The 26,129-nt window shown below is 60.8% G+C and carries 22 protein-coding genes; 7 read left to right on the forward strand and 15 right to left on the reverse strand.

All coding sequences use genetic code 11. The annotated features are described in order from the left end of the window. Window positions 1-2 precede the first annotated feature (2 nt). The 3 genes from AC3WMT_RS11505 to AC3WMT_RS11515 are packed head-to-tail and all read right to left on the reverse strand — an operon-like array spanning window position 3 to window position 3,397. Complete coding sequence (locus AC3WMT_RS11505) at window positions 3-1,382, reverse strand: N-acetylmuramoyl-L-alanine amidase (protein ID WP_371919316.1); 1,380 nt, start codon at window positions 1,380-1,382, stop codon at window positions 3-5. Between the two features lie 57 nt (window positions 1,383-1,439). Then, window positions 1,440-1,910: a tRNA (adenosine(37)-N6)-threonylcarbamoyltransferase complex ATPase subunit type 1 TsaE gene (gene tsaE / locus AC3WMT_RS11510; protein WP_016985707.1), complete on the reverse strand. Its 471-nt coding sequence runs from the start codon at window positions 1,908-1,910 to the stop codon at window positions 1,440-1,442. Further along, the gene (locus AC3WMT_RS11515; protein WP_103304659.1) at window positions 1,898-3,397 is read right to left on the reverse strand and encodes an NAD(P)H-hydrate dehydratase; all 1,500 of its coding nucleotides are present in this window, start codon (window positions 3,395-3,397) and stop codon (window positions 1,898-1,900) included. The genes tsaE and AC3WMT_RS11515 overlap by 13 nt, the downstream gene beginning before the upstream one ends. 63 nt (window positions 3,398-3,460) lie before the next feature. On the opposite strand from AC3WMT_RS11515, the gene queG reads away from it, so the two are divergent. Further along, a complete protein-coding gene (gene queG / locus AC3WMT_RS11520; protein ID WP_103304658.1) occupies window positions 3,461-4,540 on the forward strand; it encodes a tRNA epoxyqueuosine(34) reductase QueG in 1,080 nt (359 codons plus the stop codon). Here queG and AC3WMT_RS11525 read toward each other — a convergent pair. Continuing rightward, window positions 4,522-5,136 (reverse strand): trimeric intracellular cation channel family protein, encoded by a 615-nt coding sequence (locus AC3WMT_RS11525; protein ID WP_177431410.1) that lies wholly within the window; start codon window positions 5,134-5,136, stop codon window positions 4,522-4,524. The two genes, queG and AC3WMT_RS11525, sit on opposite strands and share 19 nt — an antisense overlap. Window positions 5,137-5,338: 202 nt before the next feature. Beyond that, window positions 5,339-5,881 (reverse strand): oligoribonuclease, encoded by a 543-nt coding sequence (orn, locus tag AC3WMT_RS11530; RefSeq protein WP_103304656.1) that lies wholly within the window; start codon window positions 5,879-5,881, stop codon window positions 5,339-5,341. Between the two features lie 107 nt (window positions 5,882-5,988). On the opposite strand from orn, the gene rsgA reads away from it, so the two are divergent. Continuing rightward, window positions 5,989-7,020, forward strand: a complete 1,032-nt coding sequence (gene rsgA / locus AC3WMT_RS11535; RefSeq protein WP_103304655.1) for a small ribosomal subunit biogenesis GTPase RsgA — start codon at window positions 5,989-5,991, stop codon at window positions 7,018-7,020. 114 nt (window positions 7,021-7,134) lie between these two features. On the opposite strand, the gene AC3WMT_RS11540 is transcribed toward rsgA, so the two are convergent. The 4 genes from AC3WMT_RS11540 to motA form a co-directional block, all read right to left on the reverse strand. Then, window positions 7,135-7,728, reverse strand: coding sequence for a hypothetical protein (locus AC3WMT_RS11540; protein WP_103304654.1), 594 nt, complete (start codon window positions 7,726-7,728; stop codon window positions 7,135-7,137). A gap of 175 nt (window positions 7,729-7,903) precedes the next feature. Continuing rightward, a complete protein-coding gene (locus tag AC3WMT_RS11545) occupies window positions 7,904-9,037 on the reverse strand; it encodes a sterol desaturase family protein (protein WP_103304653.1) in 1,134 nt (377 codons plus the stop codon). A gap of 90 nt (window positions 9,038-9,127) precedes the next feature. Continuing rightward, window positions 9,128-10,168 (reverse strand): flagellar motor protein MotB, encoded by a 1,041-nt coding sequence (motB, locus tag AC3WMT_RS11550; RefSeq protein ID WP_103304652.1) that lies wholly within the window; start codon window positions 10,166-10,168, stop codon window positions 9,128-9,130. A 3-nt stretch (window positions 10,169-10,171) separates the two neighbouring features. Beyond that, complete coding sequence (gene motA / locus AC3WMT_RS11555) at window positions 10,172-11,023, reverse strand: flagellar motor stator protein MotA (protein WP_007952169.1); 852 nt, start codon at window positions 11,021-11,023, stop codon at window positions 10,172-10,174. Window positions 11,024-11,189: 166 nt separating this feature from the next. Here motA and AC3WMT_RS11560 point away from each other — a divergent pair, with 166 nt between their 5' ends. The 4 genes from AC3WMT_RS11560 to AC3WMT_RS11575 all read left to right on the forward strand — a co-directional run bounded on the left by AC3WMT_RS11560 (window position 11,190) and on the right by AC3WMT_RS11575 (window position 16,284). Continuing rightward, window positions 11,190-12,728, forward strand: a complete 1,539-nt coding sequence (locus AC3WMT_RS11560; RefSeq protein ID WP_103304651.1) for an HDOD domain-containing protein — start codon at window positions 11,190-11,192, stop codon at window positions 12,726-12,728. Between the two features lie 42 nt (window positions 12,729-12,770). Further along, window positions 12,771-13,586 carry a thiosulfate sulfurtransferase gene (gene rhdA / locus AC3WMT_RS11565; protein ID WP_103304650.1) on the forward strand — a complete coding sequence of 272 codons (816 nt, stop codon included), beginning with the start codon at window positions 12,771-12,773 and terminating at the stop codon, window positions 13,584-13,586. 18 nt (window positions 13,587-13,604) lie between these two features. Next, a complete protein-coding gene (gene asd / locus AC3WMT_RS11570) occupies window positions 13,605-14,465 on the forward strand; it encodes an archaetidylserine decarboxylase (protein ID WP_064388600.1) in 861 nt (286 codons plus the stop codon). 64 nt (window positions 14,466-14,529) lie between these two features. Then, window positions 14,530-16,284 (forward strand): cyclic-di-GMP receptor FimW-related protein, encoded by a 1,755-nt coding sequence (locus AC3WMT_RS11575; RefSeq protein ID WP_103304649.1) that lies wholly within the window; start codon window positions 14,530-14,532, stop codon window positions 16,282-16,284. Between the two features lie 144 nt (window positions 16,285-16,428). Here the strand turns inward: AC3WMT_RS11575 and serB are convergent, their stop codons facing one another. Continuing rightward, window positions 16,429-17,643, reverse strand: a complete 1,215-nt coding sequence (gene serB, locus AC3WMT_RS11580) for a phosphoserine phosphatase SerB (protein WP_103304648.1) — start codon at window positions 17,641-17,643, stop codon at window positions 16,429-16,431. A 134-nt stretch (window positions 17,644-17,777) separates the two neighbouring features. Here serB and AC3WMT_RS11585 point away from each other — a divergent pair, with 134 nt between their 5' ends. Next, entirely contained in the window at window positions 17,778-19,283 is a 1,506-nt protein-coding gene (locus AC3WMT_RS11585) for an AhpA/YtjB family protein (RefSeq protein ID WP_103304647.1), read from the forward strand. A gap of 250 nt (window positions 19,284-19,533) precedes the next feature. Here the strand turns inward: AC3WMT_RS11585 and AC3WMT_RS11590 are convergent, their stop codons facing one another. The 5 genes from AC3WMT_RS11590 to parE form a co-directional block, all read right to left on the reverse strand. Next, window positions 19,534-20,244, reverse strand: coding sequence for a PqiC family protein (locus AC3WMT_RS11590; RefSeq protein WP_103304646.1), 711 nt, complete (start codon window positions 20,242-20,244; stop codon window positions 19,534-19,536). A 177-nt stretch (window positions 20,245-20,421) separates the two neighbouring features. Further along, window positions 20,422-22,686, reverse strand: coding sequence for a DNA topoisomerase IV subunit A (parC, locus tag AC3WMT_RS11595; RefSeq protein WP_103304645.1), 2,265 nt, complete (start codon window positions 22,684-22,686; stop codon window positions 20,422-20,424). Between the two features lie 7 nt (window positions 22,687-22,693). Continuing rightward, complete coding sequence (locus AC3WMT_RS11600; protein WP_103304644.1) at window positions 22,694-23,218, reverse strand: retropepsin-like aspartic protease family protein; 525 nt, start codon at window positions 23,216-23,218, stop codon at window positions 22,694-22,696. Further along, window positions 23,215-24,204 (reverse strand): esterase-like activity of phytase family protein, encoded by a 990-nt coding sequence (locus AC3WMT_RS11605; protein ID WP_103304643.1) that lies wholly within the window; start codon window positions 24,202-24,204, stop codon window positions 23,215-23,217. The genes AC3WMT_RS11600 and AC3WMT_RS11605 overlap by 4 nt, the downstream gene beginning before the upstream one ends. Then, complete coding sequence (gene parE / locus AC3WMT_RS11610; protein ID WP_103304642.1) at window positions 24,204-26,111, reverse strand: DNA topoisomerase IV subunit B; 1,908 nt, start codon at window positions 26,109-26,111, stop codon at window positions 24,204-24,206. Before parE ends, AC3WMT_RS11605 begins: the two co-directional genes overlap by 1 nt. Between the last annotated feature and the right edge of the window lie 18 nt (window positions 26,112-26,129).

A 26,129-nucleotide genomic window follows, 5' to 3' on the forward strand; every position in this document is an offset into this window, starting at 1 on the left:
ATTCATTCTTTGGACGCCAGTTCGGTGCCAGGAATGGTCAGGTGCTGACCGACTTTCAGCTCATCGCTTTTCAGGTTATTCGCGCTGCGCAGCGTCGCCGGCGACACCTGATAGCGCACACCAATCATCGCCAGGGTCTCACCCGGGCCGACACGGTGATCACGCGGGCCTTGGGCGATCTTGCCGGAATCACGCAGCCAGGCAATGTAGGTGCCCGGTGGCGGGTTCTGCTGGAAGAACTGGCGCACGCCACTGCTGATCGAACGTGCCAGCGCCTGCTGGTGGCTCGATGCCGAGAGCTTGTTGGCTTCGTTGGCGTTGGAGATAAACCCGGTTTCGACGAGGATCGACGGGATATCCGGCGATTTCAACACCATGAACCCGGCCTGTTCCACGCGCTGCTTGTGCAGCGGTGTCACACGACCGATGTTGGTCAGGACTTTCTGACCGACGTTGAGACTGGAGGTCAGCGAGGCGGTCATCGACAGGTCGAGCAACACGCCGGCGAGCATACGATCCTTGTCGTCGAGGCTGACGTTGCCGGCACCACCGATCAAGTCGGAACGGTTTTCGCTGTCGGCCAGCCATCGGGCGGTCTCCGACGTGGCCCCGCGATCAGACAGGGCAAATACCGAAGCACCGAAGGCTGCCGCAGACGGCGCGGCGTCGGCGTGAATCGAGACGAACAGGTCGGCGCCCTTCTTGCGGGCGATCTCGGTACGGCCGCGCAACGGGATGAAATAGTCGCCAGTACGCGTCAGTTCGGCGCGGAAACCTTTCATGCCGTTGACCTGACGCTGCAATTCGCGCGCGATCTGCAACACCACGTCTTTCTCACGCTGGCCACGTGAGCCGGACGCACCCGGGTCTTCACCACCGTGCCCAGCGTCGATAACCACAATAATGTCGCGTTTGCCGGGCGGGGCCGGCGGCAACTTGATTGCCGGTTCGGAAGGTGTGACTGGCACCGCTGGCATGGTCGCCACTGACGGCGTTGGAGCAGGCACAGGCGCTGGTGCCGCATCGGCCGCGTTGTCGAACAGATCGACCACCAGACGGTTGCCGTACTGCGCGTTAGGCGCCAGCGAGAAACTTTTCGGGGTGACGGCTTTCTTCAGGTCGATGACTACCCGCAGGTCAGTCGGCGTGCGCTGGGCCGAGCGCATTGCAGTGATCGGCGTGTTCGCGGTCTGCACATTCAGCGGCGCGCCAAGTGTTGCGCCATTGATGTCGATCACCAGCCGATCCGGTGCAGTCAGGGTGAAGACGCTGTGCTGCACCGGGCCGCTGAGGTCGAAGACCAGCCGCGTGTTGTCCGGTGCGCGCCACAGGCGCACGCTGTTGACCTTCGTATCGGCCACAGCGTTGACGGTTACTGCCATCAATATCAGTCCAGCGGCAGCCACCAACGCGCGAAAGCGCATACCTAACCCCATCATTTAATTGGATTCCAATGCCAAAGCGGCACACCAGGCCTCGCCGCGCGACCCCTGGGATAAAATTTTCAGCGAACGCCCGCTGTCTTGCGGGCTAATGGTAATGGTCAGGTCAGGCTTTGGCAAAAAGCCTGCACCTTTATCGGGCCACTCGATCAGGCACAGGGCGTCGTCTTCGAAATAGTCACGGATGCCGAGAAACTCCAGTTCCTCCGGATCGACCAGGCGATACAGGTCGAAGTGGAAGGCGCGGATGTCGCCGATCTCGTAGGGCTCGACCAACGTGAAGGTCGGACTTTTTACCGCACCGACATGCCCCAACCCACGGATGATGCCCCGGGACAGCGTGGTCTTGCCCATCCCCAGATTGCCTTCCAGAAAAATCAGGCCATGGCCCTGGGTCACGCGGGCGATCCGTGCGCCAAAGTCGCTCATGGCCTGTTCATCGGCCAGGTACAGGGTTACTTCAGACACGGTGCATGCTCCTCCAACAACTGACGAATGGCTGGAATCAGATCACTGGCCGCCAGCCCACGGCCGAATTTCCCTTGTTGCATACCGGCATTGGCGTGCAGCCAAACCGCCAGGCAGGCGGCATCGAAACCGTTCATGCCTTGCGCCAGCAGTGCGCCGACCAAACCCGCCAGCACATCGCCGAGACCGGCGGTGGCCATGGCCGGATGGCCCTGATGACACAGCGCCAGACGTCCATCGGGATGCGCAATCAGACTGCCGGCCCCCTTCAACACCACCACCGCTGTATATTTTTTGCTCAACGCCAACGCCGCAGCAGGACGATCGGCCTGCACTTGTGCAGTACTGATCCCCAGCAAACGTGCAGCCTCGCCCGGATGCGGAGTGATCACGCAGTCCTTGGGCAGGCTGACGAAGCCGGTCGCCAGCAAGTTCAACGCATCAGCGTCCCACACTTGCGGCAACGGCGCGTTGGCCGCAGCGGACAACAACGCCCGCCCCCAACTCGCTTGCCCCAGACCTGGCCCTATAACCAAGACTGAAACCTTGTCCAGCAAGCCCATTAACTGGTTGGCCGATGAAGCGCCAAGCGCCATGGCTTCCGGCACGCGGCTCAAGGCTGCCGGCACGTGTTCCGGGCGAGTGGCCAGCGAAACCATGCCGGCGCCGCTGCGCAGGGCGCTTTCGGTGCTGAGCAGAATCGCCCCGCCGAAACCGTGATCGCCGCCGATCAGCAGCACGTGGCCGAATCGGCCTTTGTGCGCTGCCGGTGCACGTGCAGCCAATCGCGGAAGATTAGCCGCGTTAAGGCGTACGGCGCTGACAGGAATGTCACGACAGGTTTCGGCCGAGGCCTGCAAATCGTTAAACACTAGCCCGCCGATGTGATCCGCTGCGTCACCGGTAAACAGGCCGATTTTCAAACCAATGAAGGTGACAGTGAGGTCGGCGCGGACTGCGTCACCGAGTACATGTCCGGTATCGGCGCAGAGCCCGGAAGGAATATCCACCGCGATCACCGGCAAGCCGCTGGCATTGATCGCTTTGATCGCACTGGCATAAGGCTCGCGCACGTCACCGCCAAGGCCGGTGCCGAGCAAGGCATCGACGATGACACCGCGCAACTCGCTTTGCGCAGTCCAGTCCTGCACGGTGACGCCTTCAGCCAACGCCTCGGCATGGGCCAATGCGGCATCACCCTGCAAGCGCTGCGGGTCACCGACCGCCAACACCCGAACCGTCCAGCCTGCGCGCCGCGCCAGCGCAGCGACCAGATAGCCGTCACCTGCGTTGTTGCCATGCCCGGCCAACACGCTCAGTTCGGTCGCAGAAGGCCATTGCCGAACCAGCGCTCGCCATGTCGCATGGGCGGCGCGCTGCATCAATTCGAAGCCCGGCGTACCGGCAGCGATCAGCCGCGCATCGAGTTCGCGCACCTGTGCGGCGCGGTACAGCGCGTCGGGTAATTCATCTTTCGTGTGCGGCATGCGTCTTCGAGCTCCGATGTCTGGCAGAATTATACGCACCTCAGCTCCGGTTTCTCTCGCCTCATGTCCGCCATCACCACAGACCTGCCCGCCCTCGCCCAATCGATCAAGGATTGGGGCCGCGAGCTGGGCTTTCAGCAAGTCGGCATCAGCGGCCTCGATCTGGCCGAACATGAGCAGCATCTGGAGCGCTGGCTCGCGGCCGGCTACCACGGCGAAATGGACTACATGGGCGCCCACGGCAGCAAACGCTCGCATCCCGAAGAACTGGTTCCGGGCACTTTACGCGTGGTTTCGCTGCGCATGGACTACCTGCCGGGCGATACCGAAATGGCCAAACGCCTGGCGCAACCGGACAAAGCCTACGTGTCGCGTTATGCCTTGGGCCGCGATTACCACAAATTGATCCGTAAACGTGTTCAACAATTGGCCGACAAGATTCAATCCGAGATCGGACCGTTCGGTTTTCGCGCGTTTGTCGACAGCGCCCCGGTGCTGGAAAAAGCCATCGCCGAACAGGCCGGGCTGGGCTGGATCGGCAAGAACACCCTGGTGTTGAACCGCAAGGCCGGCAGTTATTTCTTTTTAAGCGAACTCTTCGTCGACCTGCCGCTGCCGGTGGATGAGCCGCACAGCAGCGAACATTGCGGCCGCTGCACCGCGTGCCTCGATATCTGCCCGACCAACGCCTTTGTCGGTCCGTACGTGCTGGACGCGCGGCGCTGCATTTCCTACCTGACCATCGAACTGAAAAACGCCATCCCCGAAGACCTGCGCCCGTTGATCGGCAACCGCGTATTCGGCTGCGATGACTGTCAGATCGTCTGCCCGTGGAACCGCTTTGCCAAGCCTTCCGGGGAAAGCGATTTCAAGCCACGGCACAATCTCGACAATGCCGAACTGGCCGAACTGTTCATGTGGGATGAGGACAAGTTTCTCAGCAGCACCGAAGGCTCGCCGCTGCGCCGCGCCGGTTACGAGCGCTGGCTGCGCAATCTGGCGGTGGGACTCGGTAATGCGCCGTCGAGCATTCCGGTGCTGGAAGCCTTGAAGGCACGCCGTGACTATCCGTCAGAGCTGGTGCGCGAGCATGTCGAGTGGGCGCTGAAACAACATGCCGAGCGTCAAGGCGCGTCGTTATAGACGAACTTGGGCATCTCCCAATGAAACCGGATCGCCAGCAGACGCAATAGAAAGCCGCCGAACAGTGTGATCAAAATCGCCTGTTCACTCGGCACATTGAGATACAGGCACAGCATGTAGCACCACGCCGCCGCGAACGACACGCTGGCGTAGAGCTCACGGCGGAAGATCAGCGGGATGTCGTTGCAGAAGATATCGCGCAGAATGCCGCCGAACACGCCGGTAATCACCCCGCTGACCGAAGCCACCAGCATGCCGTGGCCCATTTCCAGAGCCGTCATGCAGCCGATCAGGGTGAACGCCACCAGACCGACGGCGTCGAGCACCAGAAACAATGAACGCAAATGCCGCATCCAACGCGCGGTGAACACGGTGAGCATGGCCGCCGCCGATGTCAGCACCAGGTATTCAGGGTGTTTGACCCAGGTCAGCGGGTAATGCCCGAGCAACACATCGCGCACCGACCCGCCGCCCAACGCCGTGACGCAGGCGATCAGCACCACGCCAAACCAGTCCATACCGCGTCGGCCTGCGGACAGGGCACCGGTCATGGCTTCGGCGGTAATGGCAACGAGGTAGAGCATTAGCAGCATGATGGCGATCCAGGCAGGAAGGCGCGCAGTCTAGCCATTTCAGCGCCGCACCAGAAGGGGGCGCGCTCCGGGATGCATTTCTGACTTGAATCTTCCGAGGACTCTGTCGCCCTCTTCGCGAGCAAGCCCGCTCCCACAGGGGGAACGCATTCCAAATTGTGGGAGCGGGCTTGCTCGCGAAGACGTCAGTGCAGACACCGCTCAATCAGAACTTGATGAAGTGCTTGCGGTAGTGCTGCAACTCGGCGATGGATTCGCGGATGTCGTCCAGTGCCAGGTGCGTGCTGCCCTTCTTGAAGCTGTCGCGCACATCCGGTGCCCAGCGGGCGGCCAGTTCCTTGAGCGTGGAGACGTCGAGGTTGCGGTAGTGGAAGTAGCTTTCCAGCGCTTTCATGTGGGTATAAAGGAAGCGGCGGTCCTGGCAGATGCTGTTGCCGCAGATCGGCGACTTGCCCTTCGGCACCCACTTCTCCAGGAAGGCGATGGTTTGCGCTTCGGCTTCGGCCATGCTGATGCGGCTGTCACGCACGCGCTGAGTAAGGCCAGAGTTGCCGTGGGTGCGGGTATTCCACTCGTCCATGCGCGCGAGAACGTCATCGCTGTGGTGGATGGCGATCACCGGGCCTTCGGCCAGGGTATTGAGGTCACTGTCGGTGACGATAGTGGCCATTTCGATGATGACGTCGTTATCCGGATCCAGACCGGTCATTTCCAGGTCGATCCAGATCAGATTCTGCGGGTTTTGCATATTTCGGCTCCTAGGCAATGCTGCGCAGTTTAGCCTAGGCCGGTGCCCGGGCGTGCTAAACTCGCGGCCGTTTTACCTAATCGCTGCATTCTTCAGACGGAACACCCATGGCCAAACGCCAACTCAATCGTCGTCAAAACTGGCGCATCGAAAAGATTCAGGGCGAGCGCGCTGCCCGCGCCGCCAAACGCGAGTCCTCGGCTGTCGAAGCCCTGGAGGGCGGCGACCTCGGCCCTGAGCAACACGGTCTGGTCATCGCTCACTTCGGTGTGCAGGTCGAGGTCGAGGCCAAGGACGGCGAACTCGCCGGCCAAGTGTTCCGTTGCCACTTGCGTGCCAACCTGCCCGCACTGGTAACCGGTGACCAGGTGGTCTGGCGTGCCGGCAACCAGGGCATCGGGGTGATCGTCGCGCAATTGCCGCGCAGCACCGAGCTGTGCCGCCCGGACAGCCGAGGCCAGCTCAAGCCGGTCGCGGCCAACGTCGACATGATCGTCATCGTTTTCGCCCCACTGCCCGAGCCGCATGCCAACCTGATCGACCGCTACCTCGTAGCCGCCGAACACGCCGGCATCCGCCCGTTGCTGCTGCTGAACAAATTCGACCTGATCGACGAGCAGAACGCCCCGGCGCTCAACGCCCTGCTGGCCGTTTACCGCACGCTGGGTTATCCGGTGCTGGAAGTCTCGGCGCACCACGGCAACGGTATGGAACAACTGCAACAGCAGCTCGACGGGCGCATCAGCGTGTTCGTCGGTCAGTCCGGTGTCGGCAAGTCGTCGCTGGTCAACAGCTTGTTGCCTGAGGTGGAAACCCGCGTCGGGCCGTTGTCCGAACTGTCGGGGCAAGGCACGCACACGACGACGACCGCACGGCTGTTCCACTTCCCGGGCGGCGGTGAGTTGATCGACTCCCCGGGTATCCGGGAATTCGGCCTCGGCCACGTCAGCCGCGCCGACGTCGAAGCCGGCTTCATCGAGTTCAACGACCTGCTCGGCACCTGCCGCTTCCGCGACTGCAAGCATGATCGTGAACCGGGTTGTGCGTTGCTCAAGGCTCTGGAAGATGGCCGCGTGCAGCAGCAACGGATGAACAGCTATCGCTCGATCATCGCCAGTCTGCCGGAAAACGGTTACTGACCAGCAAGCTTCAAGCGTAAAAAAACCGCGAGATTCGCGGTTTTTTTATGTTCAAGTTCTGACGATGGTTTATCCGGCCAAGAATCTCTTACCAAACAGTGAGACACCCTCTGGTCAAACCTGAAACTTTCTCAGCGGTCCCACAGGGTAATCCAACTGCTTCAGCGATAATTCAAAGTCTCTGAGAAAATCATCCAACCGAGACTTCTTCAAAGACAAAACAAAGCGAAACTGCGCACCGTCATTTCTCTCAATGACAACACCGCAATCCCGCGCACCGAGCCAACCGCCCTGAACATAGCCGGAAATTTGCTTGATATCCGATTGGGGGATTACGCCAGAAAAATGCTCTGAACTCATCTGCCTTTCGATGGTGACGCCCGACGACTCAAAGCCCACATGGAAACCGGACTCGACAGGACTTTCATTATCGGCCTGAGCCTTACTCTCCGACCTTTCTACCAGTTTGATGAGCACAATCACGAATACGACAATCGCCACGACTCCGAGTACCAAGTAAGCGACAGGATCGGAAAAAGAAGGCCTTCCAAACAAATTCGCAAACACGACACCGCACAAAATTACGGCGTACATCCACTTTGTACTCGCTTCCATGAACCTCCAGGCCTTACCGAACGGCTTGATATACGTCTCGTGTGGATGAACATATATCTCTTGGATAACATTCGCCGGAATTAACACACTCACGCCTGACACTCCCTTTCTTCAAATCCATTTAGCAACACATGATAATCAGCACTCTACCCGTGCTTTCCAACTGCCTTGAGGCCAGCCGAAAAGATCGGTCCCGCGCGAAAAGCAACCATTCGAAAGCCAAAAGAAAAAGCCGCGATCATCGCGGCTTTTTCACATCCACCCCGCCCTACTTCGGCTCAGGCTTCCGAAACGCATACAGATGCTGACGCACAATCCCGCCCGGCAATTCTTTGCCAAACACGCCATAACGTACTGGCCATTCCTTCGGCGGCAGCTTGAAGGTGCCGAAGAGCATGTCCACCAGCGGTGTGTGGATTGCGTAGTTCTTGTAGATGTAGTCCTTGTGCCGGGCGTGGTGCCAATGGTGGTAACGCGGCAGGACGATCAGGTAATTCAGCCAGCCGCCGTTGATCCGCACGTTGGCGTGAGCCAGTACGGCTTGGACGCCGACCAGAATCACGTAGGCATTCAACGCCTGCGGCGCGAAGCCCAGCAGCATCAGCGGCACCAGCACGCCGGTGCGGGTCAGAAGGATTTCGATGAAGTGCACACGCGAGCCAGCAAGCCAGTCCATGTGCGTGCTGGAGTGATGCACGGCGTGGAGGCGCCACAGAAATGGCACGACGTGGTAGAGCCGATGCAGCCAGTACTGACCCAGATCCGCCACCAGTATCGCGAGCAGGAACTGCACCACCAGCGGCAAACTTTGCACGCTGGCCTGCAAGCCCGGCGACACCGCCCAACCGGCGATGTAGCTCGACGAGGCAGTGATGAAGATCAGGATGAACTGCACCAGCATGTGGCTGACGAAAAAGTAGGTCAGGTCGGTACGCCAGTGCGGGCGCAGGATGTTCTGCTCGGGGTCTTTGGAGTAAAGCTTTTCCAGCGGAATAAACACGAGCGCCGAGATCAGCAGCGCCAGCACAAACCAGTCCAGACCGAGCGAGTAAGGGGTCTGCCCGATCTCGCTGACCTGCACATTGGTGCCGCCGAGAAACACCGCCAGGCCTGACGCGACCAGTCCGGTGATGCCCAGGCGTTTACGCTTGTTGAGCAGGATGTTCAGGGTGCCGAGGCTGAACGACAGCACCAGCCCGAGCAACAGCGTGGTACGGGCGAATTGCTCGTCGTAGACCTTGCGCAGTTCGGCCGTGGTCAGCCATTCGGGAAACAGGAAGCAGAATACCGCCAGCAGGCTCAGCAGCCCGAGCGTGGCCGAGATGTAGCCACTGACCCGACCCTCGCCGAATTTGAAGGGAGCGTTGCCGTGCCGCTGAAAATAGGCTTTGAGTCTTTCCATAACTGATCTTCCGTGATTGCGAAAACTGCGACTGGTCAATGCGACGCAGGCAGGCACAAAAAAGCCACGGTCACCGTGGCTTTTTATGGATTACTGCTTCGGCGCGGGGGCCGCACTGCCCGGTTCGGCCGGTTTCGGCGCGGCGTCGTCGAACAGGTTGAGCCGTTCGCGCAACTCGTGTGCCGGTACCGGTTGCTGATCCGCCGGTAGCGCGTTCGGGTCGACCGGCGTTGCCGGAGCGGCGCCGTTCTGACTCTCATCGGCCGGTTTCGCCGGATCGGCACCTTGCGAACCTTCGATCGCGGCTTGGGCCTTTTTGGTCAGCACCACAATGTCGATGCGTCGGTTGACCGGGTTGAACGGGTTTTCCTTGTCGAACAATGCCGACGAGGCGTAACCGACCACCCGCGCCACTTGCGCATCCGGATAGCTGCCCGCAACCAAAGCACGGCGGGCGGCGTTGGCGCGGTTGGCCGACAGTTCCCAGTTACCGAAATCGCCGGTGCCGGTGTACGGCTTGGCGTCGGTGTGGCCGCTGATGCTGATCTTGTTCGGCACCGCTTTGATGGTGTCGGCCATGGCCAGCAGGATGTCTTCGAAGTACGGTTTCAGGCGTGCCGAACCCGAGTCGAACATCGGCCGGTTCTCGGCGTCCATGATCTGGATGCGCAAGCCGTTCGGCGTGATCTCGAAAAGGATCTGGTCCTTGAATTTCTGCAGCTGCGGATTCTCGTCGACCTTGTTCTGCAGTTCTTGCAGGAGCAGTTCCAGACGTTCTTTCTCAACCTGCTCGGCCATGCCTTCAACCTGTTCGGTGTCGACCGTGACCTTGTCCGGTTGCGGCTGGGATTTAACCTCGGGGTTGAGGGTGTTTTCCGGCGCCAGCGTCGGCGTACCGCCCAGATCGATGATGTACGGCGTGCCGCTTTCGGAGAAGCCGACCGGGTCTTTGAAATAGCCGGCGATGGCGATCTTCTGCTCAGGCGTAGCGGTGGACAGCAGCCACAACACCAGGAAGAACGCCATCATCGCCGTGGCGAAGTCGGCGAAGGCGATTTTCCACGCCCCGCCGTGATGCCCGCCGGCTATGCGCTTGACGCGCTTGATGATAATCGGCTGATTATTTTCCATGACTTAGCGACCGCGAACCGCTTGTTCCAGCTCGGCGAAGCTTGGACGGTGCGCCGGGTACAGAACCTTGCGACCGAACTCCACCGCCAGCGACGGCGGCATGCCGGAAGCCGAAGCCACCAGCGAAGCCTTGATGGCCTCGTAGACGTTCAGTTCTTCCTTGGCATCGTGAGCCAACGAGTGCGCCAACGGACCGAAGAAACCGTAGGCCGCGAGAATACCGAAGAAGGTACCCACGAGTGCCGCACCCACGTGCAGACCAATGGACTTCTGATCGCCTTCACCCAGCGAGGCCATGGTCACCACGATACCCAGTACCGCCGCGACGATACCGAAACCCGGCATGGCGTCGGCAATGCCGTTCACCGCGTGGGATGGGTGCTCGAGGTCTTCCTTCAGGCTATACAGCTCCATGTCGAACAGGCCTTCCAGCTCGTGCGGAGCCATGTTGCCGGAGGACATGATGCGCAGGTAATCGCAGATGAACGCGGTCATGCGTTCGTCTTTCAGTACCGCCGGGTACTTGGCGAAGATCGGGCTCGCAGCGGCATCTTCGATGTCGCCTTCGATGGCCATCATGCCTTCGCGGCGGCTCTTGTTGAGGATCTCGTAGATCAGGCCGAGCACTTCCAGATAGAAAGTGTGGCTGAAGCGCGAACTGAACATGCTCAGGGATTTCTTGAGCACGTGCATCGTCATGTAACCGGGGTTGGCCTGGAGGAATGCACCCAGTGCCGCACCACCGATGATCATCACCTCGAAAGGCTGGATCAGGGCGGCAATCTTGCCGTGGGAGAGCACGTATCCGCCGAGCACGCTCGCGAATACGACGATGATGCCGATAATTTTAGCCATAGGTAGAAAGTACTTATTTAAGTCGGGTTCAAGGTCATATTCGGAAGTTAAAAAATCTCTTCTTCTACTTATCGGCAAAACTGCGCCAGACTATAGCCAGTTCAGGCGAAAAGCCAATTTAGCCCATGCCGGGCGCGTCTACAGTCAGTGAAGATCTCGTCCAGACATGGCTAATGAAACGAACGTCCCACACGCAAAACCGACCACCGTCGACGGCTGGGTCAAGCTGCTCGACAGCGTCCGCCTGCCCGTGCCGCAAGAGGCTCACGACAAAGTCTGCCGGGCGATCCGTGATAATCGCAGCTCGATACGCGACATCGCCGACCTGATGCAGGACAGCCCGGCGCTGGCCTTGAGCATCATCCGTGAGGCGAATCGTCACACCCACGGCAACATGGGCACGCCGGCGGAAAATCTTGAAGTTGCGATCAATCGTCTCGGCCTCGCCCGCACTGAAGAGTTGCTCGCGCGCCTGCCGGCCGAACCGCAGATGCAGATCCCCAAGGCCCTGCGCCAACTGCAAATGATCAGCCAGCACGCTTCGCAGCAAGCCAACGGTTTTTTCGCCAGTCGCCTGGCGCGGCTGTGGCAGGACATTCATTGGGGCAGTCTGCTGTTTCTCTCGCCACTATGGCCATTGGCGCTGACCTATCCACAGCTACTTGAAGAGTGGGAGCTGCGAGTTATCCACAAGGGCGAATCGGCGCGGACTGTCGAGAAGCAATTGTTCGGTGTGCGTCTGCTGAAAATCGCTGAAGCGCTGGTGCAAGTCTGGCATCTGCCGATCTGGGTGCAGCAGGGCTACAAATTGCTGCTCAGCGAACAGCGCGAACTGGTCAAAGTGTTGCGCATCGCCCGCGACAGCGAACATCCGCTGCGCCAGCAAAATCGCCTCGACGATGACCCGACCTTGCGTCGCTGGCTCAATCAGCCGGCCAACACCGTTCTGTTGGCCAATGGTCTGGCGCTGTCGGCACAGCAGGCCTGGGACAGTCCGCACAGCGAGCGTTGGCAATACCTGACCAGCCTTTACCTGCAGATTTCGATGGACGAGGTGCAGCAACAGCTGCACCAGCAAGCCGCCAACAGTGCGCGTCAGCATGCAATGCCCGATTTGTGGCACCCGGCGGTTTCGCTGTTGTGGCCGTGGGGCACCCATCGTCTGCCTGCCGGCATGTTGCCCGCGCCAGCGCCGAATGCCGAAGATCTGACCCAGTGGCGTAAACAGTGCGCCGAACTGCTCGCCGAGCCGAGCCGCTTTACCAATGCCATGAGCCTGACCGTCGCCGCCCGCGATGCCTTGGTTGCCAGCGGCATGCGCCGGGTGATGATCCTGATGGCCGATCGCACGCAATCGAATCTGCGTGTGCATCAGACGTTCGGTCTGCCGAAGGCAGCCGGGGCGCTGAATTTTGTCGTCAGCCAAAGCAAAGTCCTGCAACGACTGCTGACCCAACAGGCGCAGGTGCGGATCAATCCCGAGAACAACGCACAATTCTCCGCGTTATTGCCGGCAGGCCTGCGCACGCTGTTCCGTGGCGAGCACCTGTTCCTGCGCTCATTGCTCAATAATGGCCGGGTGATCATGATCGTCGTTGCCGATCAGGGCGGCGGGCCATTCGCCGACATCAGCGTGCAAGCCTTCGGCAAAACCGCGCAGTGCATCGAAAAGGCCCTGCACAGCTTTAGCAGCCGTGGCCGATGAGGCTGCGCTACAATCCTCCCCTTTGTGCCCTGGAGACCTCACATGTCTGACTTCTCTGGCTTGCCGCTCGTTATCGAACCGAGCGACCTGCTCCCTCGGCTCGAGTCCAGCGAACTGATTCTGGTGGACTTGACCAGCCCCGCCCGCTATGCCGAAGGTCACCTGCCCGGTGCACGGTTTGTCGACCCGAAACGCACCCAGCTCGGCCAGCCGCCGGCGCCGGGGCTGCTGCCGGCGAAAGCCGATCTGGAAGCGTTGTTCGGTGAACTGGGCCATCGCAAAGACGCGGTCTACGTGGTCTATGACGACGAAGGCGGCGGCTGGGCCGGGCGCTTCATCTGGCTGCTCGACGTGATCGGTCACGACAAGTACCACTATGTCGATGGCGGTCTGCCGGCGTGGCTGGCGGAAGGTTCGCCGATGTCGATCCAGGTCCCGTCGACTGTCGGCGGCCCGGTGCCGTTGACGCTGCACGAAGAGCCGACCGCCACCCGCGAATACCTGCAAAGCCGTCTCGGCGCCGCCGATCTGGCGATCTGGGATGCACGCGGGCCGCTGGAATACTCCGGTGAGAAAGTGCTCGCAGCCAAGGCCGGGCACATTCCCGGCGCGGTCAACTTCGAGTGGACGGCGGGCATGGACAAGGCACGTCACCTGCGCATTCGCACGGACATGCCGCAGATCCTCGAAGACCTCGGGATCACCAAGGACAAAGAAATCATTACCCACTGCCAGACCCATCACCGGTCGGGCTTCACTTATCTGGTGGCCAAGTCCCTCGGTTATCCGCGGATCAAGGGCTACGCCGGTTCCTGGGGCGAATGGGGCAACCACCCTGACACGCCTGTCGAGATTTAAGGTTTTTAAGGACAACTAATGAAAGAGCGTCTGTTTATCCTCAGTCAGTACCTGCTGCCTCATCACCTGCTGTCGCGCCTGGCCGGCTGCGTCGCCGAGTGCCGCGTGCGCTGGTTCAAGAATGCCTTCACCCAATGGTTCGCCAAGCGTTATCAGGTGGACATGTCGCAAGCGCTGGTTGAAGACCTGACCGCTTACGAGCACTTCAACGCCTTCTTCACCCGTGCCCTGAAAGACGGCGCGCGCCCACTGGACCAGACGCCGGGCGCGATCCTCAGCCCGGCCGACGGTGCGGTCAGCCAACTCGGCCCGATCGAACACGGTCGTGTGTTCCAGGCCAAGGGCCACAGCTTCAGCGTGCTGGAACTGCTCGGCGGTGACGCGGCCAATGCGGCGCCGTTCATGGGTGGCGACTTCGCGACTATTTACCTGTCGCCGAAGGACTACCACCGCGTGCACATGCCGCTGGCCGGCACCCTGCGCGAAATGGTCTACATCCCGGGCCGGATCTTCTCGGTCAACCAGACCACCGCCGAAAACGTGCCGGAACTGTTCGCCCGCAATGAGCGCGTAGCGTGCATCTTCGACACCGAGCGCGGGCCGATGGCTGTTGTGCTGGTGGGCGCGATGATCGTTGCTTCGATCGAAACCGTGTGGGCCGGTCTGGTCACGCCGCCCAAGCGTGAACTGAAAACCTTCCGCTACGACGAAGCCGCCCGTGCGCCGATCCATCTGGAAAAAGGTGCTGAGTTGGGCCGCTTCAAGCTGGGCTCGACCGCGATCGTGCTGTTCGGCCCGGATCAAGTGAAGTGGGCCGAAGAGCTGGCGGCCGGTTCGCCAGTACAAATGGGCCAAGGCTTGGCACTGCCAAAAGCCTGATGCCTTGCTGTGGGAGCCGCTTCGGCTCCCACAGGTTGCAGCATTTGCTGCTATGGTTTTTGGCATGAGCCAGACCATCTCCCCTCCGCTGCTAAGCGCCCCCACTCCGACGCAATCGCGCCTGTCGTTTTGCGACGCCACACCGCGCGACCTCAAGCGCTGGATCGCCGGCCTGCCCAAGGCCAATATCGGCGAAACCGCCCGCCAGTTGTATCAAGGACTGGGCGAGCTCAATCAATTGCTGACCCCCAGCGACAATCGCCTGCAACTGCTGGAGCTGTTGCGCCCCGAGGTGTATTTCGTCTGCCAGCACCTGGAGCGGCACTTCCTGCATCAGGCAATCATGCTTGATGAGCGCTCGCGCAAGATCAGCAACCTGTGTCAGACGCTGCAAAGTCAGCTGTCCATCGGCTACAAACAGATCCTTTTGCGCATCGCGCCCAAGTACAGCAAGGATCGCGCGGCGCTGATCAGCCTGGCCCTGCAACGGGCGGCGCATGCACTCAAGGGTCAACTGGTGCGCGCCACGCAGTTGTACAGTTCGCCGCCGGAACACCTGTGGTTCGAGCTGCATCAGCTGTATCGCCTCGCCTGTGAATTGCAGTTGCATCAGCGCCGCGTGCATGACGACCTCGCCAGCCTGACCACGGAGCTGAGCCTCGAACAGACTTACATCGCCACCCTGTTATTGGGCAGCGCCCGTTGCAACCAACTGCGCCAAAACCAGATCGCCCGGCTCGCGGAAGTGTTGGAGCCGTGGAGCGCCTTGCTCAAGCTGCGCCCCGGCAGTCCGGACGATGGCTTGTTTGCGATTAGTGCCGACATTGACGTCGGCCCGCGCTACCGCTCGATGTTTCGTAGTGAGCAAAAGCCCGGGCTACTCGGTTTCGATCCGCAGCCGTTGGTGAATGCCATCGAAGCGCATCTGCTGCGTCAGGACACCTCGACGCCACTACCGATCTCGACAGGCCTCAGCTTCGATACCCTGCAACACTTGCACGCAACCTGGGGCCAGACCGCCGAGCGCAGCTTTCAACGCACCATGGGTCAGGGCACTTTGACCGTGTGCGTGGGCATGAGCGCCCTGCACTTCTACCTCGGCGGCGAACGCACGTTCAGCGAATTGCTCAAGCATCCCGGGGCCCGTGCGGCGAACTTCAGCAGCGTGGTGGCCAAGGGAGAAAAAGACAGCTGGAGTCAGGCCTTCGATGCCGCTCCGCAAAGCCAGGCTGATGAGTTCCTGCCTTATGAGGAAATTCAGTACGACCATCTGGTCGAGGACGAAAACAGCACCGACAACACGCCGCACTATCCGACCTATGCGTTGCCAGTGATCAATCACAGCCCCGGGGGTTATTGCCTTGGCTGGCCGAAAGAGGTGCCCGCCGAATTGCAGGCAGGTGAAATGCTCGGGATTCAGGACAGCGCGAATCTGGGCTGGAGCATCGCGGTGATTCGCTGGATCCGGCAAGTGCGCGGTGGCGGAACGCAGATGGGCATCGAACTGGTGGCGCCCCATGCACAGCCATGCGGCTTGCAACTGGTGCGTTCGCGAGACGACCACAGTCACTATTTACGCGGATTACTGCTGCCGGAAATCAGCGCAATCGATTTACCGGCAACCTTGCTGGCACCACGACTGCCGTTTCAGGAAGGCAATAAAGTGCTGATCAACACCCACGGCGAGGAGCACCGCGCCGGGCTGGATCGACGGGTGGCGAGTACGCACAGTTTCAATCAGTTTGCTTATCGCTCGCTGGAGGCCGCGCAGAATGGCGGGAGCGAGGAGGATTTTGATTCGTTGTGGAAATCACTGTAAACGCACAGCTTGGGATTGGCGGCGCGGCAATCGCGGGCAAGCCACGCTCCCACAGGTTTTGAGGTGATCACAATTTTGTGAGTAACCCAACACCTGTGGGAGCGTGGCTTGCCCGCGATGAGGCCCGCTCAGACAGCAGAGATCTTAGAGCTGCCCGTCGCGATCGCGGAAACCCAGCAGATACAACACGCCATCAAGACCCAACGTCGAGATCGCCTGCTTCGCCGACTGCTTGACCAGCGGCTTGGCACGGAACGCCACACCCAATCCGGCAATCGCCAGCATCGGCAGGTCATTCGCGCCGTCGCCGACCGCGATGGTCTGCTCCAGACGCAAACCTTCCTTGTGCGCCAGCTCCTTCAGCAGGTCAGCCTTGCGCTGCGCGTCGACAATCGGCTCGATCGCCACGCCAGTACACTTGCCGTCGACCACTTCCAGTTCGTTGGCGAACACATAGTCGATGCCGAGTTTGGCTTGCAACTGTTTGGCGAAATAGGTGAAGCCGCCGGACAGGATTGCAGTCTTGTAGCCCAGACGCTTGAGTTCGGCGAACAGGGTTTCTGCACCTTCGGTCAGCCGCAGCGACGCGCCGATCGAGTCCAGCACGCTGACGTCGAGGCCTTTGAGCAATGCCAGACGCTCCTTGAAACTGGCACGGAAATCCAGCTCGCCGGCCATCGCCCGCTCGGTGATCGCCGAAACCTGCTCGCCGACGCCGGCGGCCTTGGCCAGTTCATCGATGACTTCCGCTTCGATCAGCGTCGAGTCCATGTCGAACACCGCCAGACGACGGTTGCGACGGAACAGCGAATCTTCCTGGAAGGCGATATCGACGTTCAGCTCTTGAGCGACGCTGAGGAATTCAGCGCGCAGCGCCTGCGGATCGGCCGCTTCACCACGCACGGAGAACTCGATGCAGCCCTTGCCCTTGTCGGCCGGGGTGTCCAATGGCATGCGACCCGACAGACGGTCGATGTGATCGATGTTCAAGCCATATTTGGCGGTGATCGAGCTGACAGCCTGCAGTTGGCCGGCGGTCACTTTACGGGTCAGCAGGGTAACGATGTGGCGCTTTTTGCCCTGATTGCCCACCCATTGCTGGTAATCCTCTTCGGACACCGGGGTGAAACGCACCTGCTGATCGAGCTCGTAGCCCTTGAACAGGATGTCCTTGAGCACGGATTTACCCTGCTCGGAATCGGGAATTTCCACCAGGATGCCGAACGACAGCATGTCGTGGATCACCGCCTGACCGATGTCGAGAATGTTCACGCCACCCTGTGCCAGAACACCGGTAATGGCCGCCGTCAGACCCGGACGGTCGACTCCCGTGATGTTAATCAGGACGATTTCGCGCAACGCGCACCCCCGCAACTGGAAAAAAACCGCATTCTACCCACTTTCAGTGACCATCGGGCACCGCGAGCGCTTTGCCGGTCTAGGGCCTGTCGCTATACTGCGCGTCAACTTCACGGACAAAAGAGCCGAGCTCAGTGAACCGGCCCACGCCAGTTAAAACCGATAACTTCTTCCTGCTGATCTTCCGTGCACTGCGCCATCGCCGTGTACCGATTGCATTGCGCATTGCCAGCCATAACGTGATCCTGGTCGCTCTGGCCCTGGTGATCTATGCCGGCGTGATGGGTTTGCAATTCAAGCAGGCCATGCACGAGCAGGCCGATGCGCTGGGCGAAAGCCTGACCACGCAGACCGCCACTTCCGCCACGGAGCTGTTGGTGTCCAACGACATCCTCAGCCTCAACGTGCTGCTCAATAACCTGACCAAGAACAAACTGGTGGCCCACGCGGCGATCTATAGCGTGGACAACCGCATCCTCGCCGAATCCGGTCAGCGCCCCAAGCACAGCCTTTTGGGCGAAGCCGAAGGCATGTACGAGAGCAAGATCACTTTCCAGGACGTGACCGCCGGGCAACTGCGCATCAGCCTCGACATGGATCAGTTCCAGCAGCCGATGACCATCAGCCTGCAAAGCATGGGCATTTTGAGTGCGATTCTGTTGGCGCTGTCGTTAGCCTTGAGCCTGCGTATGGGCCGTTACCTGTCGACGCCGTTGCTGCAGTTGCGCGTCTGGCTGCGCCGAATCGACGAGCACACGCCGGGCATCGACCGTCAGGATGAAATCGGCGATCTGGCTCGTCAGTTGCACGCCAACTACGCACCGGAGCCTGCGCCTGAACCGGAACCCGAGTTCGTAGACGAGGACGACGAGCCTGAGTTCGAAGTGCGCAACCTGCGTGATCCGAGCTTCGACGAGACTCGCCCGCTGGCTGCGCAAAAACCCGCGCCTCGCCATGTGGTCAGCACCGTCGAAGACGATGAGGACGATGACGCGTTCGCCGATCTGCGTGACGAATCGCTTGCTCAAACCGCGCACCCGGTGATTCGCAAAGCGACGCCAAGCGTGCCGCAACACACGGCCGTGCTGGCGGTGCAACTGGGTTCGCAAGAGCAGCTGCGGCGTTTGCCTAAAGCGCGACTGGACGAATTGCAGGAACGCTATCGCGACTGCCTCGATCAAGCCGCTTCGCTGTATCAGGGTGAAATCGAAACCCTGAACGACGGCAGCACGCTGATGCTGTTCCACACCGAAGACTGCGGTGACGATTACCTGACCAACGCCATCTGCTGCGGCGAGTTGTTGCGGGCGCTGGGTCATCAGTTACAGATTGAAGTGGCGGACAGCGGTATCACCCTGCAATTGCAGCTGGGCCTGACCCTGGGTGATGAGTTGTTCGGTCTTAGTCAGATTGATCTGCTGCTCACCGATTCGGCCCAGGATGCACTGGCCCTGTCGCAACACAGCCGCAATCTGCTGCTGGTCGAGCGCAAGATCAGTGATGACACACTGATTCGCCAGCGTGCACGGATCCGCCCGATTGCCAGCCCTGAGGGCGCTTGCTGCGTAGAGCGGTTGATGGAGCCTTATCCGTCGATGCTTGAGCGGCAACTGGCGCGGATGCATGAGCGCCGGGCTTAAGCCTCAAGCCTGAAACATCGAAGCCCGCAGACGAGTGATTGTCTGCGGGCTTTTTTGTTGCCTTCACTGGCCTCATCGCGGGCAAGCCCGCTCCCACAGGAGTAGCGGTGTTCACAAGACCCGTGCAACGCCCGATAACCCGTGGGAGCGGGCTTGCCCGCGATGAGGCCAGCACTGAACACAAAGATCTCAAGCCACCAGACACAACAAAGCCCGCACAAGGCGGGCTCTGTTCTGACTCGATCCAGCGTCAGAAGCGGAACACTTCCATATCCGTACGAATCGGTGATGCCATCGGAATCTTCGGCTGCTTCTCGGCTTCTGCCGCCGGCGCTGCCGGTTTCGGTGCCGCTTTACGCGGAGCCTCGGCCACAGGTGGCTGATTGGCCAGTGGCTTGAGCGCCACTGACAGTTGCTCAGCCAGACGCTGCAACAGGATCCCTTGCGCCTGAACCTGCGAAGCCGTGCTTCCGGCGTGCAGTTCCTGCAGATGGACGATGCGGTTATCGCGCACCTTGCCGCGACGGTCGATCAGGCGCCATTGCGCATCGAGAATCGCCGGTTGTTTCTGACCGGAGTCCAGACGTGTGATGGTCAGCAAGACCTGCACATCCGGAGTAAACCCGGTTGTGGCTGGCGCCAGTACCACACGCTGGCTATCCAGATGACCGGCCACCTGACGCATCAACAACTGATCGATATCCGACGAAAGGCTGCCCGCCCAACGACCATCGGTCGCCGCTTGCAGACTGCCGTCCGGCTGACGTTGCAGCAATGTCTCACGTTGCAGGTAATCGGCTACGACCACCGGGCCCAACAAAACAGCCATGCCTGCGCTTTGCGCAGGCTGAACCGGACTTCCGCTGTCCAGTTGATACAGCGACACCGGCTGGTGAACGCTGCAACCCGCCAGGCCCAAAACGCCGGCGAGCAGGAAAATAAGGGGGCGCAGAGCAGTCATCATCCCGTCCAGGTGGCCGCCACAAGGCTGACCACAGTGAAAATACTCAATAAATATGAAGAACGCTCGGCCACGCCGGCGCTTGGAAAAGCCATATCATCCGTGAATATGCGTTCCGACTCCAGCGCCAAAGCGCCGATCTACGCGTTAAATCGTAGATACGGCGCTCTAGGACGCCTAATTGAGGTTTTCGACGAGCAGCGCATCGACCCGCTGGAAGCCACGAGGGAGTTTATTCCCGCGACGTCCACGCTCACCTTTATAGTGTTCGAGGTCGTCGGCCTTCAGCGAAAGGGTCCGTTTTCCGGCCTGCAGCACCAGTGTTGCGCCTTCCGGAAGTACGGCGATGTCCGTGACATATTCTTCGCGACTGGCCACACGCTCACCGGAAATACCGATGATCTTGTTGCCCTTGCCCTTCCCTAATTGTGGCAGATCGCTGATTTTGAAGATCAGCAGGCGACCTTCGGTCGTGACCGAGGCCAGCCAGTTGTGCTCACGATCAGCCACCGGACGCGGTGCGATCACTTTGGCATTGTTCGGCAGACTCAACAGGGCTTTACCGGCCTTGTTCTTGGCTTGCAGATCTTCGCCTTTGACCACGAAACCGTAACCGGCGTCGGAGGCGATCACGTACAGCGCATCATCCTCCGGCATCAGCACGCATTCGAAGGTCGCACCCGGTGGCGGCGTCAGACGGCCGGTCAGCGGCTCGCCCTGGCCCCGCGCCGACGGCAAGGTGTGCGCGGCGACCGAATAGCTGCGACCGGTGGAGTCGATGAACACGGCAAACTGGTTGGAGCGCCCCGCCGCCGAGGTCTTGAAGCCGTCGCCGGCCTTGTACGACAGGCCAGTGGCGTCAATATCGTGGCCCTTGGCTGAGCGAATCCAGCCTTTCTCGGACAATACGACGGTGACTTTTTCGTTCGGCAGCAGATCGTGTTCGGTCAGCGCCTTGGCTTCGGCGCGCTCGACGATTGGCGAGCGACGGTCGTCGCCATAGGTTTCGGCGTCTTTGATCAGTTCGGTACGCACCAGCTTCTTCAGCTTGGCTTCGCTGCCCAGCAGCGCTTGCAACTTGGCTTGTTCCTTGAGCAGTTCGTCCTGCTCGTCACGCAGCTTCATCTCTTCCAGTCGTGCCAACTGCCGAAGACGGGTGTCGAGGATGTAGTCGGCCTGGATCTCGCTAAGGGCGAAACGCTCGATCAGCTTGGCTTTCGGGTGCTCCTCGGTGCGGATGATATGGATCACTTCATCCAGGTTGAGGTAGGCGATCAACAAACCGTCCAACAGGTGCAGGCGACGCTCGACCTTGTCGAGGCGGAACTGCAGACGGCGCCGCACGGTCAGTACGCGGAATTCCAGCCATTCGACCAGCAACGCCCGCAAGTTTTTCAGCTGCGGCTTGCCGTCCAGACCGATGATGTTGACGTTGACCCGGTAGGTAGACTCCAACTCGGTGCTGGCGAACAGGTGCTGCATCAGCGCTTCGTGGTCGACGCGGCTGTTGACCGGAATGATCACGATGCGGCACGGGTTTTCGTGGTCGGATTCGTCGCGCAGGTCGGCGATCTGCGGTGCTTTCGAAGGTTTGGCCTGCATCAGTGCGGCGATCTGCTCCAGCACCTTGGCACCGGAGACCTGATGCGGCAGCGCGGTGACGATGATGTCGCCGTCCTCGACGTGGTAAACGGCGCGCATACGCACCGAGCCCTTGCCGGTTTCGTACATTTTCAACAGGTCGGCGCGCGGGGTGATGATTTCCGCTTCGGTCGGATAATCCGGGCCCTGAATGTGTTCGCAGAGCTGTTCGACCGTGGCTTTCGGCTCATCGAGCAAGCGTACGCAAGCGGTGGCGACTTCGCGCAGGTTGTGCGGCGGCACGTCGGTGGCCATGCCCACGGCGATGCCGGTGGTGCCGTTGAGCAGGATGTTCGGCAGGCGCGCCGGCAGAACCAGCGGCTCCTGCAGGGTGCCGTCGAAGTTCGGGCCCCAGTCGGCAGTGCCCTGGCCCAGTTCGCTGAGCAGCACTTCGGAATAACGCGACAGGCGCGCTTCGGTGTAACGCATGGCGGCGAAGGACTTCGGATCGTCCGGCGCACCCCAGTTACCCTGGCCATCGACCAGCGTGTAGCGATAGCTGAACGGCTGGGCCATCAGCACCATCGCTTCGTAGCACGCCGAATCGCCGTGCGGGTGGAACTTGCCGAGCACGTCACCGACGGTACGCGCCGATTTCTTGTGCTTGGAATCGGCGTCCAGCCCCAGTTCGCTCATGGCGTAGACGATACGCCGCTGTACCGGTTTCAGGCCGTCGCCGATATGCGGCAGAGCACGGTCCATGATCACGTACATGGAGTAGTTGAGGTAGGCACTTTCGGTGAAGTCGGCCAACGATCGGCGTTCTACACCGTCCAGGCTGAGATCAAGGGGGTTGCTCATGCAGGCCTCATCGGTTCGTTGTCTGGCGCAGCAGCATGGTGCCACCGCGCTGAGTAAATTCAAGTTTGTTCAGGGCGCTCATACCGAGCAGCACCTGATCGCCATGCAGCCCCGGCGCCACCAGTGCGCGAACATCCCGCAGCACGATGTCGCCCAGTTGCAGGCGGGCAATTTTTGTCCGATAGCCCTGGCTCAGGCCATTGGCCGTGCTCAGGGTCACACCGAAACCTTCTTCCAGCTTCAAACGCTTGGCCAGATCCGCCGGGATCGCCACATCGGTCGCGCCGGTGTCGAGCATGAACTCCACCGGCTCACCGTTGATCTGGCCGCTGGCGACAAAATGCCCTTGGGCATTGCTCGCCAGCTTCACTTCAATAAAGCCTTCGCCCTGCTCCGAACTCACGACGACGTTCGGATTCTGCTGGCGTTGTTCCCACTGGCCGAAAAACCGTGTGGCCAGAAAAAGTGCAGCACACCACGCTAGAATCATCAGCACCCGACCGGCGCGTTTGCCCGGCGGTTGCTGGCTCACGGCTTGGCGCTCCAACCGCCGTCAGGCGCGGCAAAGCGCCAGACGATCGGGCGTTTTTCGCCGTCGTTGCGGGCACCGTCGTTGTTGTCGATGCCGATCCACGCGCCTTGGGCATCCACCACCAGCGCTTCCGCCAGACCGTAGGCCTGTGAGTACTGGCGCTGTGGCTGCAAGGCATCTTCGGCATACGACCAGCACAGCTCGACCTTGGCGGTTACCGCATCGCGACGACAAATCTGAAACGCATTGCGCTCGAGGGTAAACAGCTTGCCGTTGAACAGCGACAGATCAGCGAAGTCGCGGGTGACGGCACGGGCCTTGGGAAACTGCGGCGGCTGCATCTCGACCCCGCCTTCGCTGAGCAGCACGCAGGCGCCCTCGCAATCCCAGACCGTTTGCTGCCGCTTGATCTTCAGCAGGCCACGGCGCTCACGCTCAGCGGCCAGCCACAACTGATCGCCCGCCGGGTTGATCGCCAGGCCTTCGAACAGCGCATTGAAGTGCAGCAACATGCCGCTGGCCCGAGCCTCTTTCACCAGCATCGGCGAAATCTTCAGCCACGACGCCGGGCCTTGTGGCGGCACTTGCAGTACCGCTGCGTGGGCCTCGCTGACAATGTAGCGATTGCCGGCGTTGTCGCAGGTGATGCCTTCGAAATCAAGATCGCCGCCACGAACGAACGAGGCCGCCCAGGTGCGCGAACTCAAACCCCAGGGCAAGCCGCTGTCAGGCACCTTTGGCACATCGATGTGCACGGTTTCAGCCAGCCAGACTTGATCTGCGGTTTTAAGCCGGTAGATCTGCTCATCATCGCGGTCGGACACCGTCCACAATTCATTGCCGCACAAGGCCAGCCCCGACAGGTTGCCACCGCGCATGCCGTCAACCGGATGCTCGGAGAGCAGGCGCAATTCCTGTAACGGCTCGGCCGAAACGGTCATCGCACTCAGCAGTAACGCACCTGCCAGGGCCCAGCCAAATCGCATCAGGCCAGCACCTCGGCGAGGTTGCCTTTGGATTCGAGCCAGGTCTTGCGGTCACCGGCGCGTTTCTTCGCCAGCAGCATGTCCATCATTTCCGAGGTTTCGGCAAAGTCTTCGCCCAGCGTCAATTGCACCAGACGCCGAGTGTTCGGGTCCATGGTGGTTTCGCGCAACTGCGGCGGGTTCATCTCACCCAGCCCCTTGAATCGGGTGACCTGCGGTTTGCCGCGCTTCTTCTCGGCTACCAGACGGTCAAGAATGCCGTCGCGCTCAGCTTCGTCGAGGGCGTAGTAAATTTCTTTGCCGAGGTCGATGCGGTACAGAGGCGGCATCGCGACGTAAACGTGACCGGCATCCACCAGCGGGCGGAAATGCTGGACGAACAACGCGCACAGCAAGGTCGCGATGTGCAGACCGTCGGAGTCGGCGTCGGCGAGGATGCAGATCTTGCCGTAGCGCAACTGGCTCATGTCTGCGGCGCCCGGATCGACACCGATGGCCACGGCGATGTTGTGCACTTCCTGACTGGCGAGCACTTCGCTGCCGTCGACTTCCCAGGTGTTGAGGATCTTGCCGCGCAACGGCAGGATCGCCTGGAATTCCTTGTCCCGCGCTTGTTTGGCGGAACCGCCGGCGGAATCACCTTCGACCAGGAACAGTTCGGAACGCATCGGGTCCTGCCCGGCGCAGTCAGCCAGCTTGCCCGGGAGTGCAGGGCCCTGAGTGACGCGTTTACGCTCGACTTTCTTGCTCGCCTTGAGGCGGCGACCGGCATTGTTGATCGCCAGTTCGGCCAGCGCCAGACCGGTTTCCGGGTTGGCGTTGAGCCACAGGCTGAACGCATCTTTCACGACACCGGAAACGAACGCCGCCGCTTCCCGGGACGACAGACGCTCTTTGGTCTGGCCGGAGAATTGCGGCTCCTGCATTTTCATCGACAGGACGAAAGCGATGCGCTCCCAGACGTCTTCCGGCGCCAGCTTCACGCCGCGCGGCAGCAGGCTGCGGAATTCGCAGAATTCGCGCATCGCGTCGAGCAAGCCCTGACGCAAACCGTTGACGTGGGTACCGCCCTGCGCCGTCGGGATCAGGTTGACGTAGCTTTCCTGCACCGCGTCGCCACCTTCCGGCAGCCACAGCAGCGCCCAGTCGACCGCTTCCTTGTTACCGGCGAAGGCACCGCAGAACGGTTCATTCGGCAGGCGCTCGAATTCGCTGACGGCGTCGACCAGATACGAGCGCAGGCCGTCTTCGTAATGCCATTCGACTTTCTCGCCGGTGCCTTTGTCTTCGAAGCTGACCAACAATCCCGGGCACAGAACGGCCTTGGCCTTGAGTACGTGCTTGAGACGGCTGATGGAGAATTTTGGTGAATCGAAGTATTTCGGATCCGGCGCAAAGTACACGCTGGTGCCGGTGTTGCGCTTGCCGACCGTACCGACGATTTCCAGCTCGGAGGCTTTGAAACCGTCGTTGAAGGTCATCTGGTATTCGTTGCCGTCACGCTTGACGCGCACCCGGACTTCGGTCGACAAGGCGTTGACCACCGAAATACCTACGCCGTGCAGACCGCCGGAGAACTGGTAATTCTTGTTGGAGAACTTGCCGCCCGCATGCAGCTTGGTGAGGATCAGCTCGACGCCCGACACGCCCTCTTCCGGGTGGATGTCGACCGGCATGCCACGGCCGTCGTCGCTGACTTCCAGCGAGTGGTCGGCGTGCAGGATGACCTGTACCGATTTGGCGTGGCCGGCCAGGGCTTCGTCGACGCTGTTGTCGATGACTTCCTGGGCGAGGTGGTTCGGCCGACTGGTGTCGGTGTACATGCCGGGGCGTTTGCGCACCGGGTCGAGGCCCGAGAGGACTTCGATGGCGTCGGCGTTATAAGAGCTAGCGCTGGGAGTGGCCATAGGGTCTCGTCGTCAGTC

The organism is Pseudomonas sp. FW305-7, from assembly GCF_058786735.1.

Bases quoted from the DNA above. Each gene is read 5' to 3' on its own strand.
- AC3WMT_RS11505 (WP_371919316.1), bottom strand. From the start codon at position 1,382: ATGGCAGTAACCGTCAACGCTGTGGCCGATACGAAGGTCAACAGCGTG.
- AC3WMT_RS11515 (WP_103304659.1), bottom strand. From the start codon at position 3,397: ATGCCGCACACGAAAGATGAATTACCCGACGCGCTGTACCGCGCCGCA.
- queG (WP_103304658.1), top strand. From the start codon at position 3,461: ATGTCCGCCATCACCACAGACCTGCCCGCCCTCGCCCAATCGATCAAG.
- orn (WP_103304656.1), bottom strand. From the start codon at position 5,881: ATGCAAAACCCGCAGAATCTGATCTGGATCGACCTGGAAATGACCGGT.
- rsgA (WP_103304655.1), top strand. From the start codon at position 5,989: ATGGCCAAACGCCAACTCAATCGTCGTCAAAACTGGCGCATCGAAAAG.
- AC3WMT_RS11545 (WP_103304653.1), bottom strand. From the start codon at position 9,037: ATGGAAAGACTCAAAGCCTATTTTCAGCGGCACGGCAACGCTCCCTTC.
- motB (WP_103304652.1), bottom strand. From the start codon at position 10,168: ATGGAAAATAATCAGCCGATTATCATCAAGCGCGTCAAGCGCATAGCC.
- motA (WP_007952169.1), bottom strand. From the start codon at position 11,023: ATGGCTAAAATTATCGGCATCATCGTCGTATTCGCGAGCGTGCTCGGC.
- AC3WMT_RS11560 (WP_103304651.1), top strand. From the start codon at position 11,190: ATGGCTAATGAAACGAACGTCCCACACGCAAAACCGACCACCGTCGAC.
- rhdA (WP_103304650.1), top strand. From the start codon at position 12,771: ATGTCTGACTTCTCTGGCTTGCCGCTCGTTATCGAACCGAGCGACCTG.
- asd (WP_064388600.1), top strand. From the start codon at position 13,605: ATGAAAGAGCGTCTGTTTATCCTCAGTCAGTACCTGCTGCCTCATCAC.
- AC3WMT_RS11575 (WP_103304649.1), top strand. From the start codon at position 14,530: ATGAGCCAGACCATCTCCCCTCCGCTGCTAAGCGCCCCCACTCCGACG.
- AC3WMT_RS11590 (WP_103304646.1), bottom strand. From the start codon at position 20,244: ATGACTGCTCTGCGCCCCCTTATTTTCCTGCTCGCCGGCGTTTTGGGC.
- parC (WP_103304645.1), bottom strand. From the start codon at position 22,686: ATGAGCAACCCCCTTGATCTCAGCCTGGACGGTGTAGAACGCCGATCG.
- AC3WMT_RS11605 (WP_103304643.1), bottom strand. From the start codon at position 24,204: ATGCGATTTGGCTGGGCCCTGGCAGGTGCGTTACTGCTGAGTGCGATG.
- parE (WP_103304642.1), bottom strand. From the start codon at position 26,111: ATGGCCACTCCCAGCGCTAGCTCTTATAACGCCGACGCCATCGAAGTC.